At 40.8% G+C, this 12202-nt stretch carries 10 protein-coding genes; 7 read left to right on the top strand and 3 right to left on the bottom strand.

Features of this window, described 5'->3' with window-relative positions:
- The first annotated feature begins 106 nt into the window (after positions 1-106).
- From fabD to BM015_RS16210, 3 genes are all read left to right on the top strand, one after another.
- The gene (gene fabD / locus BM015_RS16220; protein WP_090660916.1) at positions 107-1006 is read left to right on the top strand and encodes an ACP S-malonyltransferase; all 900 of its coding nucleotides are present in this window, start codon (positions 107-109) and stop codon (positions 1004-1006) included.
- 202 nt (positions 1007-1208) lie between these two features.
- A complete protein-coding gene (locus tag BM015_RS16215) occupies positions 1209-2426 on the top strand; it encodes an aminopeptidase (RefSeq protein WP_090660912.1) in 1218 nt (405 codons plus the stop codon).
- A 270-nt stretch (positions 2427-2696) separates the two neighbouring features.
- A complete protein-coding gene (locus tag BM015_RS16210; RefSeq protein WP_090660909.1) occupies positions 2697-5168 on the top strand; it encodes a glycoside hydrolase family 9 protein in 2472 nt (823 codons plus the stop codon).
- Between the two features lie 14 nt (positions 5169-5182).
- On the opposite strand, the gene BM015_RS16205 is transcribed toward BM015_RS16210, so the two are convergent.
- The gene (locus BM015_RS16205) at positions 5183-5560 is read right to left on the bottom strand and encodes a pepsin/retropepsin-like aspartic protease family protein (protein ID WP_090660906.1); all 378 of its coding nucleotides are present in this window, start codon (positions 5558-5560) and stop codon (positions 5183-5185) included.
- Positions 5561-5613: 53 nt separating this feature from the next.
- On the opposite strand from BM015_RS16205, the gene BM015_RS16200 reads away from it, so the two are divergent.
- Both BM015_RS16200 and BM015_RS16195 read left to right on the top strand, forming a co-directional pair.
- Positions 5614-6942, top strand: a complete 1329-nt coding sequence (locus BM015_RS16200; RefSeq protein ID WP_090661189.1) for an AGE family epimerase/isomerase — start codon at positions 5614-5616, stop codon at positions 6940-6942.
- 269 nt (positions 6943-7211) lie between these two features.
- The gene (locus tag BM015_RS16195) at positions 7212-8561 is read left to right on the top strand and encodes a PQQ-dependent sugar dehydrogenase (RefSeq protein ID WP_090660903.1); all 1350 of its coding nucleotides are present in this window, start codon (positions 7212-7214) and stop codon (positions 8559-8561) included.
- A 170-nt stretch (positions 8562-8731) separates the two neighbouring features.
- On the opposite strand, the gene BM015_RS16190 is transcribed toward BM015_RS16195, so the two are convergent.
- Complete coding sequence (locus BM015_RS16190; protein ID WP_090660900.1) at positions 8732-9799, bottom strand: dipeptidase; 1068 nt, start codon at positions 9797-9799, stop codon at positions 8732-8734.
- An 84-nt stretch (positions 9800-9883) separates the two neighbouring features.
- On the opposite strand from BM015_RS16190, the gene BM015_RS16185 reads away from it, so the two are divergent.
- Positions 9884-10447: a Crp/Fnr family transcriptional regulator gene (locus tag BM015_RS16185; protein WP_090661187.1), complete on the top strand. Its 564-nt coding sequence runs from the start codon at positions 9884-9886 to the stop codon at positions 10445-10447.
- A gap of 79 nt (positions 10448-10526) precedes the next feature.
- Positions 10527-10949 carry an inner membrane protein YiaA gene (gene yiaA, locus BM015_RS16180; RefSeq protein WP_090660897.1) on the top strand — a complete coding sequence of 141 codons (423 nt, stop codon included), beginning with the start codon at positions 10527-10529 and terminating at the stop codon, positions 10947-10949.
- Between the two features lie 28 nt (positions 10950-10977).
- Here yiaA and BM015_RS16175 read toward each other — a convergent pair whose 3' ends face one another.
- Positions 10978-12135 (bottom strand): D-TA family PLP-dependent enzyme, encoded by a 1158-nt coding sequence (locus BM015_RS16175; RefSeq protein WP_245751462.1) that lies wholly within the window; start codon positions 12133-12135, stop codon positions 10978-10980.
- Positions 12136-12202: the final 67 nt, after the last annotated feature.

The following is a 12202-nucleotide window of genomic DNA, read 5'->3' as shown; positions in this document are numbered from 1 at the left end:
ATAAAATTTTGTGCTTCTTAAACTATCTGCAGTCATTTCAAAATAATAAAAGCCGGGAATTTGCCTAATAACAGAAGCCTTATTTTTGTTGCCCTAAATTTATGATATGGGTAAACATGCTTACATATTCCCCGGGCAGGGATCGCAGTTCAGCGGAATGGGAAAAATTTTATATGATACCAATGCACAGGCAAAGGAATTATTTGAACAGGCAAACGATATTCTTGGCTTCCGCATAAGCGATATTATGTTTGGCGGCACAGATGAAGAATTAAAGCAAACAAAGGTTACACAGCCTGCTGTTTTTTTACATTCAGTAATTGCTTTTAAAACATTAAACAATGTGAAACCTGATATGGTGGCCGGCCATTCGCTTGGTGAATTTTCGGCGCTGGTTGCCAATAATGTTTTAAGTTTTGAAGACGCGCTGAAACTGGTAAGCATTCGTGCACAGGCAATGCAGAAAGCATGTGAGATAAATCCTTCAACTATGGCCGCCGTATTGGCTTTGGCCGATGAAAAGGTGGAAGAAATTTGCGCAGCCGTTACAAAAGAATTAGATCATGACCAGGTGGTGGTGGCTGCTAATTATAATTGCCCTGGTCAGTTGGTAATAAGCGGATCAACCGAAGCTGTTGACCTGGCCTGTACAAGAATGAAAGAAGCCGGTGCAAAACGTGCATTGTTGCTGCCTGTTGGCGGTGCTTTTCATTCGCCTTTAATGGAGCCTGCAAAAGCAGAATTGGCGGCTGCTATTGAATCAGCAACATTTAACGCAGCAAGCTGCCCTGTTTATCAGAATGTGGTTGCAGTTGCTGTAACTGATCCATCAGCCATAAAAACAAACCTGATTGCACAGCTAACGGGCGCAGTCCGCTGGACGCAGAGCGTGCAGGCAATGATTGCCGGTGGCGCCGCGGAATTTACTGAAGTTGGTCCCGGCAAGGTGCTGCAGGGATTAGTAAATAAAATTGATAAGAGTGTTGTTACAAATGGAGTAAGCTGAACGTGAAACGTGAATCGTCAAAACGTGAAAGCTTAAAAGTTTCTAAGCGAACTAAGCGCGGAATATTGAGCATTGATTATTGATTATTTACAATTTTTAATTTGCCTTAAGTAAACGGCATTGAATGTAGTTAGTTTAAGATTTATAAAACAGGTTGGTCAGCTCAATCCCCGTCATTTTCGTTTCATTTCAAATAAAAAATATGTTTATACCCAGCGATACTTTATTAAAGAAATATGCACAGGTAATGGTTTTATATGCATTAAACAACGGTGAAGGCATTAAAAAAGGTGATACCGTTTTTTTGGTGGGGCAGGAGTGCAGTAAACCACTTTACCTTGCTATTGCCAAAGAAATATATGCAGCCGGTGGTAACATCATTACCCATTATCAGCCTGATAATACCCGCGATCAAAGCATGGCCCGCCTGCTGCTTGAAACGGGCAGCGATGATCAAATTGGATTCTTCGCAAAGCCTTACTGGCAGGGCATTGTGGACGCAGTGGACCATATTCTTTTTATAATTGCAGAGCCCGATATTCATGCATTTGAAGGGTTGCCTTCTTCAAAAATAAGCCGCATGAACAGTGCAAGGGCGCCATATATGGCCATGCGTGAAAAGAAAGAACAGGCCGGTAAATTATCGTGGACACTTTGTTTATATGGCACGCAATCTATGGCCAACGAAGCCGGGCTTTCGCTGGAAGATTATTGGGAACAGATAATCGAAGCCTGTTATTTAAGAGATGATAACCCGGTGCAAAAATGGAAACAGGTGCAGCAGGAAATTGAAACTATAAAAGACAAATTAGATGCGTTGCCAATTGAAAAACTGTTTATAAAAGGTGAGTCCGTTGATTTAACCATAAAGATTGGCGATAACCGTAAATGGTTAAGCGGCGGCGGCAAAAACATTCCAAGCTTTGAAATATTTACTTCGCCCGACTGGCGCGGAACGGAAGGCTTTATAAGGTTTAACCAGCCACTATATTATTCGGGAAAACGTATTGCAGGCGTATCATTAAAATTTAAAAATGGCGTTGTTGTTGAATCTTCGGCCACAGAAAATGAAGATGCCTTAAAAGAAATGATTGCGCAGGAAAATGCTGATAAGGTGGGTGAATTTTCATTGACAGATAAACGTCATTCCCGTATTACAAAATTTATGGCCACCACATTGTTTGATGAAAATATGGGTGGCGATTATGGTAATACGCATATTGCATTAGGTAATGCTTATAAAGACACTTATCCCGGCGATATGATGAAGGTTTCAGAAGAAGAGTGGGCAGCTATGGGTTATAATTCATGTCCTAAAGTGCATACGGATATTATAAGTACGGATAACAGGACAGTAATTGCTTTATTAAAAAACGGAACTGAAAAAGTAATTTATAAAGACGGGGAATTTATGATTTAGTTTGAAAATGACAAACGAATCAGAGACTGCTGTGTATATCGATTATAACTACATCATTTAAATCAAGATTTATTATACCGGTAATTGCTTTTATTATTTGTAAAAAGAATATGCATAATTGTTATAAATGAATTGAAAACCGGTTAAAATAGTATAGTACTTTGTTACAATGCATTGATTGTTTTTGAGCTACTGTGCCGGTTGTAATACGGCTGCGATTATCATATCAAATCATAAAAAGATTTTTAAAGAATCATCTAATTATTGCCGATGAAAAGAATTTGCCTGTTTGTTTTTTTACTTGCGAATATGCAGTTGTATGCGCAGCAGCAAATGCATCTGAATGATAAAAATTACCTGGAGTATGAAGGCGTGAATGTAATGCTGGCACAGGATTTTTATCCCGAAGGCCACCAGGGTGGCGTTGGTGTTATACAAAACGGTTTGCGTGTTGCCACCAATGGCGATTTAAGGTTGGATGCCACGCCGGGCCAATGGTCGCCTATACCAAAAGTTGGCGAGCATACAATTGATAAGGCCACGCAAACCATCAGCGTGCGCATGCAATATCCCAACGAAGCCATGAACCGTAAAGGCTTTAATCCTATCATTTATCCCGATCTGAATTTTGGTTATACGGTGCGTGTAATGCCTGCCGGTAAATCATTTAAAATTATTGTTGACCTTGACAGCGCTTTGCCGGATGAATGGTGGAATAAAGTGGGTTTCAATTTTGAATTGTTTCCCGGCGCTTTGTTTGGCAAATCGTATTATATGGATAATGCATTTGGCATTTTTCCGCGGCAGGCAAACACGCAGAATTATATAGATGCAGCAGGTGAAACACAGGTAGCGCCTATGGCGGTTGGTAATAAACTTGTTATCGCACCTGAAACAGCAATGCAAACCATGACGATTGAAAATATCAATGATAATAAAATTGAATTGATTGATGGAAGAGGTAAGTATAACAACGGCTGGTTTGTGGTGCGTTCATTAGTTGCAAAAGGTAAAACGAAAGGCGCGATTGAATGGCTGGTTACGCCCAATGCAATTAAGGGATGGATGAGCAAACCGGTGGTGCAGGTTTCGCAGGTGGGTTATCATCCGGATCAGAAAAAAATTGCAGTGATTGAATTGGATGCAAAAGATAAAACAAAAGCAGGCGCATCGCTGCTGCGTATAAATGAAAGCGGCGGCTACACAACTGTACTGCAATCAATCCCAAAAGACTGGGGCAATTTTCTTCGTTATCATTATTTGCAATTTGATTTTTCACAAATAAAAAAGCCTGGTATGTATGCGGTGAAATATGCGAATGATACCACGCATGTTTTCCAGATTGATGATAGTGTATATGCTGAAAATGTGTGGCAGCCAACACTTGAATATTTTCTTCCGGTACAAATGTGCCATGTGCGTGTTAACGATAAATACCGCGTTTGGCACGGCTGGTGCCACCTGGATGATGCACGCATGGCGCCCATCGATTCCAATCATTTTGATGGTTATATACAAGGCCCTTCAACACTTACAAAATATAAAAGCGGCGAAACAGTGCCGGGTTTGAATGTTGGCGGCTGGCACGATGCCGGTGATTTTGACCTGCGTGTGGAATCGCAGGCTGAAACAGTTTATGGATTGACTTTGGCGTATGAAGCGTTTGACGTAAAATATGATAACACCACCGTTAACCAGCAAACGCATGTGGTGGAAATACAGCAGCCGGATGGCAAGCCTGATGTGTTGCAGCAAATTGAACATGGCTTATTATCAATTGTTGGCGGTTATGAAAGTATGGGCAGGTTTTATCGTGGCATTATTGAGCCCACCTTGCAGCAATATGTAATTCTTGGCGATGCGGCCAATATTACCGATAACAAATTTTATAACGATGTAAAAACAAGTGGTACGCCGCCTGCTGTTGGTTTGCCAAACGCGCCTGATGACCGGTGGGTTTTTACAGAAGAAAATCCGGGCAGGAGTTTGCATGCGGCCGCTGCGCTGGCTGCTGCCAATCGTGTAATGAAAGGGTATAATGATACATTGGCCGGTGATTGTTTGCGTATAGCAGAACAGGTTTGGAATGATACAAAAGAAAAGTTCCCGGCGCAAAGAATTGCATTGGCAACTGAATTATACATTACCACAAAAGATAAAAAATATGCTGATTTTTTGGTAGCGAATAAAGATGTTATTGCAAAGCAAATCAATAATTATGGATGGGTTGTTGGCCGTGTGCTGCCTGTGATTAATGACGCCTCTTTTACAAGCACAGTTACTGATGCAGTAAAGGTTTTGTTTGATACGATACAGGCGCAGGCAAAACAAACACCTTATGAAGTGCCGTATAAGCCCAATATATGGGGCGCCGGCTGGGATATTCAGCATTTTGGTTACAAGCAATATTTTTTACATGAAGCATTTCCCGGAATTGTTACGAAGGAGTATATGCTGTCTGCATTAAACTTTGTTTTGGGTTGCCATCCCGGCAGTAATACGGCTTCTTTTGCTTCGGGCATAGGCGCCAATTCAACAACGGTTGCGTATGGTTTTAACCGCGCCGACTGGTCGTATATTCCGGGTGGTATTGCATCGGGAACTGCATTGATACGGCCTGATTTTCCTGAACTCGCCGTATGGCCTTATTTCTGGCAGCAGGGCGAATATGTTTTGGGTGGCGGAACAACGGATTATTTATTGCTGGTGCTGGCAGCAAACAAGGTGTTATCTGAACGTTGACTTGGCAGGAAATCTTATATCAGTTGGAGTTTGGCTACTTTGGGATCAACGATAACGGTATCATGTTCAAAATCTAATTTAATACGCCATTTTTGCAAAGTTGCAGCGCCAATTATGGCTTCCTCGCTTAAGTTGGGAACTAATAAAAATTCATCGCTCAATAAAATGTCATGAATATAAAAGTCAAGAATAACTCTTTCTTTAATCTCAATATAATGCCCTTCGCTTGCTGTAGCTATTCTTCTAACTCTTCCAAGGCTTATCGGGTTTTCAACGTCTTTTATAAAATCAGGGTTAATGCAGGATAGGTTGGCGCCGCTGTCAAATAACGTGTATAAATTTTTTTCGCCTTTGGAGCCAATGAAAAGCAAGGGTAATTTTATAACTGACATGGTTGTGTTTTTAGTAAAGTTAATTATTGTTACTTGATTTAAAACTGAAACAAATGCTATTACGCTTATCCTTTATTGTTTTATTGTTACCGGTGTTATCTTCTGCTCAAACCACTAACCCCGATAGCATTGCAGCGCAAATGCAGTATGCGGCAAAACAGGGCTTACTGGATGAATATTATCCCCGTAATATTGACACTTTATACGGCGGCTATCTCAGCAGTTTTACATACGATTTTAAGCCCTCGGGCACGCAGGATAAAATGATTGTAACACAGGCGAGGCATATATGGTCAACCGCAAAAGCAGCTATGTTTTATAAAGACACAGCTTACATTTCAATGTCGCGCCACGGCTTTTATTTTCTGCGCGATAAAATGTGGGATGCAACCTATGGCGGTTTTTATAACCTCGTTGCAAGGGATGGTACGCCTAAAAGCAAGGTTAAGGAAGCCTACGGCAACGCCTTTGCCGTTTATGGCTTAAGCGCTTATTACGAATGTTCGCACGATACCGCTGCTTTAAATCTTGCCAAAGCTGGTTTTATGTGGCTTGAAAAGAATAGCCACGACCCTGTTTATAAAGGCTACTACCAGCATTTAAACAGGGATGGTTCGCATATAATTAGAACGGCTGATATACAAAGCGCATCCGACATTGGTTATAAAGACCAGAACAGTTCTATTCATTTGCTGGAAGCGCTTACGGAATTGTATAAAGTGTGGCCTGATAGTTTGGTGAGAATAAGATTGGAAGAAATGTTGAAACTCATAAGAGATAAAATAGTAACTGACAGAGGCAACCTGCAATTGTTTTTTACCTACGACTGGAAGCCGGTTTCGTTTCGCGATTCATCAGAACAATCTATACTGAAACATAAATACCTCGACCATGTTTCTTTTGGCCACGATGTTGAAACTGCTTACCTGTTGCAGGAAGCTTCAGAAGCTTTATATGGTAAGGCTGATGATAAAACACTTGCAATTGGCAAGAAAATGGTTGATCATGCATTAAACAATGGCTGGGATAATTCGCTTGGCGGTTTTTATGATGAAGGTTATTATTTTAAAGATAAACCCGGCTGCACCATTATTAATAAAAGCAAGAACTGGTGGGCGCAGGCGGAAGCTTTAAATACCCTGCAAATGTTTTCTTATATGTACCCGGATGATGCCATGCAGTACAAACAAAAGTTTTTTAAGGAATGGCAGTATGCACAAACTTACCTGGTAGATCATGAGCATGGTGATTGGTATGAAGAAGGATTGGATAATGAGCCAAAGCGCAAAACAGCATTGAAAGCGCATATATGGAAAGGTACTTATCATGTTTTTCGTGCGCTGATGAATTGTATTAACAGGGTTGAAAATGATGCGCAATAAACTGTTTTGTTTGATTTTTTTTGAGCCACAAAGAACACAAAGAAGCACGAGGTTGAAAGCTGCTGAAAAAAATATTTGAAACATGGAAAAAGAAGGCTGAAGATGCCATGAAAATATGCAGTTGCAGTGTTGCGACGCAACCGTGATGCCATACATTCAACTGCCGGCAACCTAATAAATCCCTTCAATTTTTTGCATGCCCTGAATTATCACTAAGTTTATGGTTGCTTAGCATGCTTGTATTAAGTATAACTTCTAATATATAACAAATGAAATTTGCATCAGTTTCCCGTTTTCTGTGCATGGCTTTTACGCTTGCACTCATTGCCTCTTGTAATAATACCAAAGAAGAAGCGCCTGTATTAAACGATGGCGGCCTTTCATTGCCCGCCGGCTTTTCATCCAACATAGTTGCCGATTCGCTTGGCCGTGCACGGCACCTTATTGTAACGCCGCAAAACGATATTTACGTAAGGCTGGCACAACCGGTAAATGGTGTGGGCACCTTATTGCTGCATGAGCAGGATGGAAAAGGAAAATTATTATATGGCTTTGGCGATTTTGGCGGCACTGGTGTGCAAATACATAACGGTTATTTATATACAGCTTCCAATACAGAAATTTTCCGTTATAAACTTGACGGGGATAATCATGTTGAAGACACAGCGAAGCCGGAGCGCATTGTAACGGGTTTGATTGACAGGCATCAGCATAATACAAAGTCTATTATGTTTGATGATAAAGGCAATATGTTTATACCCGTTGGCTGCCCGTCCAATTCATGCCAGGAAAATGACAGAACGCCCGGATCAATGGGCATGGCGGGCTGCCCGTTATTGGATTCTGCAGGCGGCGTTTGGATGTTCAGCGCCGATAAAAAAGACCAGCAATACGGCGATGGCGTTCGTTATGCAACCGGCCTGCGCAATGTGGTTGCCATAGCATGGAATAACCAGGCCAACAAAATATTTGTGATGCAGCATGGCCGCGACCAGCTCAGTACTTTATTTCCCAAATATTTTAATGACAAACAAAGCGCACAGTTACCTGCTGAATGTATGTATGCTTTGAACAACGGCGATAATGCGGGCTGGCCTTATATTTATTATGACCCTTTTAAAAAGAAAAAAATATTAATGCCGGAATATGGCGGTGATGGCGAAAAAACATTAGACAGCAATTTTATTGACCCTGTTGCCGCATACCCTGCACATCTTGCACCCAACGATTTATTGTTTTATACCGGCGATATGTTTCCTGAAAAATATAAGAATGGCGCCTTCATTGCTTTTCATGGTTCATGGAACCGTTCGCCGGAACCACAGGCAGGTTTCTTTGTAGTATTTCAGCCATTTAAAAACGGTATGCCTGATGGCGACTGGGAAGTATTTGCAGATGGCTTTTCCGGTGGTGCAGATAGCACGGCAAGCGGCCATGCACTGCATCGTCCGTGCGGGTTGGCGCAAGGCCCGGATGGCGCTTTATATGTTTGTGATGATAACAAAGGAACCATCTTCAGGATAACGTATAATAAGAATGATCTTGAGCGTGATAAGGATAAACCATCGCCCAATAATTTCAGGGATACACCTGTTACAGCCATGCGTGAAAATAAATAATGGCTTCGATTATAATTTGTAAATGCTTGTTGTGCCGCACAGGGAGAAAGGGAGTGAAAAGAGCTATTATTGCCCGGTTAGCTTCTTAGCTCTGTGCGGCAAATTTTATTACTACAACCTGTAGCAATATTTCTATCTGCGATAACCTGCGTTATCTGTGAGCGTTGTTATCAGCTCCATGCTTTACGTAAAAACCTTAACCAGTTGCCATGCATGATGTTTTCAATATCAGTGTTGGTATAGCCGCGGTTTAGTAACAAAGAAGGAATCTTATTTAAATCCGTAATCGTTTCAAGATCATAAGGGCATTGCTCTTTGCCAAAAGCGCCATCTAAATCAGATCCGATACCAACATGCAATGTATTGCCTGCCAACTGGCAAATATGATCCATATTATCAATCACTTTTTCCATATTGCAATGGGTTGATTGAGGTGTTGATACGCCCCGTTTCCAATCCGGTACCAGCATCCATGCATCAAATGCGCCGCCAATAACCGCGCCGCGTTCAATCAAAACTTTTATCTGTTCATCGCTGTATTGACGGTTATGGTTCACCAGCTTCCTGCAATTATTATGACTCGCCCATACATGCCCGTTAAATACATCCATTGCATCCCAAAATGCATCATCGCATAAATGCGTTGCATCCAAAATAATATTTAATCGCTCCATTTCTTTCAATAAAGCTTTTCCGTTTTCGTTTAAACCGCCTGTTGCATCAGTGCCGTTTGCATAACGTCCGGGGCCATAATGTGCCGGGCCAATAGCACGCAGGCCATAATTATAAGCACGCTCAACATAACTTATATCCACCAGTGAATCTGCACCTTCCAGGCTTAAGATATAACCAATGGGTTTTAGTGGTGCATCATCATTCAGCCATACATCCACATGCTTATTTAGTGCATCGATAGTTGTTATCATTTTCATTTCACCACAAGCTTCCATTTCTTTATACCATGCAAGCTGGGCCTGCGTTTGCGCCCAGGCCTGCTGCGGCGAATGCCAGCCGGGCAAAGGGTTTCCGGGCGTTACATACCTTGCAATTTGTGTAGCTGTTACCAAACCAATATTGCCTTTGCGCAATTCAGGAAAAGAAACGGTCCCTTTTGACCTGTCGGGCTTATCGTTTAAGCCGGCTTCGCTTTTGCGCAGTTCAAAAACAGTTTTGCGCAGGTCGCGGTTCCATTCCATGGCATTCATACTAAGGTCTAAATGAGCATCAATTGTAAACATTGGTTCTATATTTTTGACAGGTGATTGCTTTAAAAAAGATATTGTTTAAACAGTGAAGATAAAGGAGCAATCATAATGAATGTAATGGAACACCTTCTTTCCCACATAAAAAATTATTACACGCTTAGTGATGAAGCACAACAGGCATTGTTTGATTGCTTCACCAAAGTAACTGCCTTCAAAAATGAATTGCTTATAACTGAAGGCAGCATTTGCCGTGAGTTATATTTTTTGGAGCAGGGTGCATTGCGTGGCTTTTATAATGTTGATGGAAAAGAAATAACGCATTGGTTTGGTTTTGAAAATGATTTTGTAACATCGTTCCACAGCTTTATTACAGGCAAGCCTGCTGTTGAAAATATTCAACTGATTGAAAACAGCACATTGTGGTCTATTTCAAAAAATGCATTGACTGCTTTATTTAATCAATACCACGAAGTGGAAAGGCTGGTAAGGATTGTTTATGAAAGATATTACATCAGGCTGGAAGAAAGATATGTGAATGCGCAGTTTAAAACGGCAAAAGAGTTGTACGAAAATTTATTGAAACAATCGCCGCACATATTGGAGCGTGTGCCGCTTGGTTATGTGGCTTCTTATCTTGGTATAAGCCAGGAAACATTAAGCCGCATTCGCGGCAGGCTTTAACAAGTTATTTTTTTGTTTTTGATCTTTGTCAAAAATTAAATATGGCGCTGCAAATAGGTTTGTTCTATAAATATTTTTTATGGAACAAAAACAACCATCACAACCTTCAGCCGCATTTATCGGCGCATCCTGGTTAGCTTTTTTTACCGGCAGTATTGCATTCCTCATTGGCTTATGGAATGCAGGCATGGAACTCAATGAAAAGGGATATTATTTTACTGTATTGCTATTCGGTTTGTTCTCTGCCATATCTGTGCAAAAAGCTGTACGCGACCAGTTGGAAGATATTCCTGTAACCAACCTGTATTATGGCATTGCATGGTGCTGCTTAATTTTATCTGTAGTGTTACTTACGGTAGGCTTATGGAATGCAACACTGGAAAGAAGCGAAAAGGGTTTTTATGCCATGTCGTTTGTGTTAAGCATTTTCTCAGCAATAGCCATACAAAAAAATACAAGAGATATAAAGGCTGCCAGGAAAGAAACCGCTAACCCTTTTTAAAAACAGTTATACAGATCAATGCCTGGCATCAGGCATTGATCTTCCTGTCTCTTGCAACCACTTTCCATTCACCAACGGCTTCATTATTTTCAACAATAACAGCTTTTTCATATAAGGCAACAGTTGGGCAAATATGATAAGGAACACCATACAATACATCGCCCACTTTATATAAAGCTGCATCTTCAACCCTCAACACCAAATGTTCTTCACTCTGACCAAGCGGCTGTATGTTTTCCGCATTCAAAAAATATACACGTTTCTCTATTACATTTTCCGCTGCTACAGATTTATGGCCAAGGTCAACACAAATTGTATGTTCGTCAACAACAGAAATAACCCTTGATATTACAAGCGCTGCATATTCAAAAGGCTCATCGGGAAACTGGGTTTTATAACCGTAATCCCAGAACACAAACGTGCCGGGGCTGCATTCAACATCTTTTCGTTGTGCATGTACAGGGAATGTTGGCGAACCGCCTGCAACTATTTTTAATTTTATGTTGAAGAATGATGTTATTTTTTCTGAGAGTTCAACAGCCTGTTGAAAAGCAACATCTGTTTTTTGCTTCCGCGCATCAACATCTGTATCGCGAATGTGGCCATCATAAACGTGCAGGCCAATTATAGTAATGCCTTTTAATTCTGTACAGGTTTCAAAAAGGTCAAAAGCATTAGATGGTTTTATGCCCGTTCTATTTTGACCAACATTCAGGTCAATAAAAACATCAACCGTAATGTTGTTGTTTGTAAAAATATGCGAGATGTTTTCGGCATTGTCAGCATCATCAATTAAACAGGAAAATTTTGTTGCGGGGTATTGTTTAATAAGCAAGGCCAAACGTTTTGCCTTTACAGGCGTTGGCTGGTAAGCCAGCAATACATCGGGCGCTTGAATCATGCCCAGCATTTCGGCTTCGGCAATGGTGGCGCATTTGAATTTTGTGATGCCTGCATCCAGCATCATGCTGCACACTTCAGCCATTTTGTTTGTTTTTACATGTGGCCTCAGCAAGGCTGCTTCCCGCATGTTTAATACAGACTGAATATTTTGCCGCACACGTTCTTTATAAACGATCAATGCAGGTGAATCAACTGTTTCAATATTTTTTATAGTAAACCAGTTCATCTTTCCATATTTTCTGCAAACATCATAAATAAAAAATGCAAATAGGATATTAAACAAAAATTATGTTTTTGTTTTTTTAAGGAATTTAATAATTGCTTCATTCATTATTAACGGGCAGGTAAAC

It is taken from the genome of Parafilimonas terrae, from assembly GCF_900115755.1.
Lineage (GTDB): Bacteria > Bacteroidota > Bacteroidia > Chitinophagales > Chitinophagaceae > Parafilimonas > Parafilimonas terrae.
The sequence above is the reverse complement of the archived record's forward strand: the minus strand, read 5'-3'. Positions and strand labels throughout refer to the sequence as shown.

Bases quoted from the DNA above. Each gene is read 5' to 3' on its own strand.
- BM015_RS16205 (WP_090660906.1), bottom strand. From the start codon at position 5,560: ATGTCAGTTATAAAATTACCCTTGCTTTTCATTGGCTCCAAAGGCGAA.
- BM015_RS16215 (WP_090660912.1), top strand. From the start codon at position 1,209: ATGTTTATACCCAGCGATACTTTATTAAAGAAATATGCACAGGTAATG.
- fabD (WP_090660916.1), top strand. From the start codon at position 107: ATGGGTAAACATGCTTACATATTCCCCGGGCAGGGATCGCAGTTCAGC.
- BM015_RS16200 (WP_090661189.1), top strand. From the start codon at position 5,614: ATGCTATTACGCTTATCCTTTATTGTTTTATTGTTACCGGTGTTATCT.
- yiaA (WP_090660897.1), top strand. From the start codon at position 10,527: ATGGAACAAAAACAACCATCACAACCTTCAGCCGCATTTATCGGCGCA.
- BM015_RS16195 (WP_090660903.1), top strand. From the start codon at position 7,212: ATGAAATTTGCATCAGTTTCCCGTTTTCTGTGCATGGCTTTTACGCTT.
- BM015_RS16190 (WP_090660900.1), bottom strand. From the start codon at position 9,799: ATGTTTACAATTGATGCTCATTTAGACCTTAGTATGAATGCCATGGAA.
- BM015_RS16185 (WP_090661187.1), top strand. From the start codon at position 9,884: ATGGAACACCTTCTTTCCCACATAAAAAATTATTACACGCTTAGTGAT.
- BM015_RS16210 (WP_090660909.1), top strand. From the start codon at position 2,697: ATGAAAAGAATTTGCCTGTTTGTTTTTTTACTTGCGAATATGCAGTTG.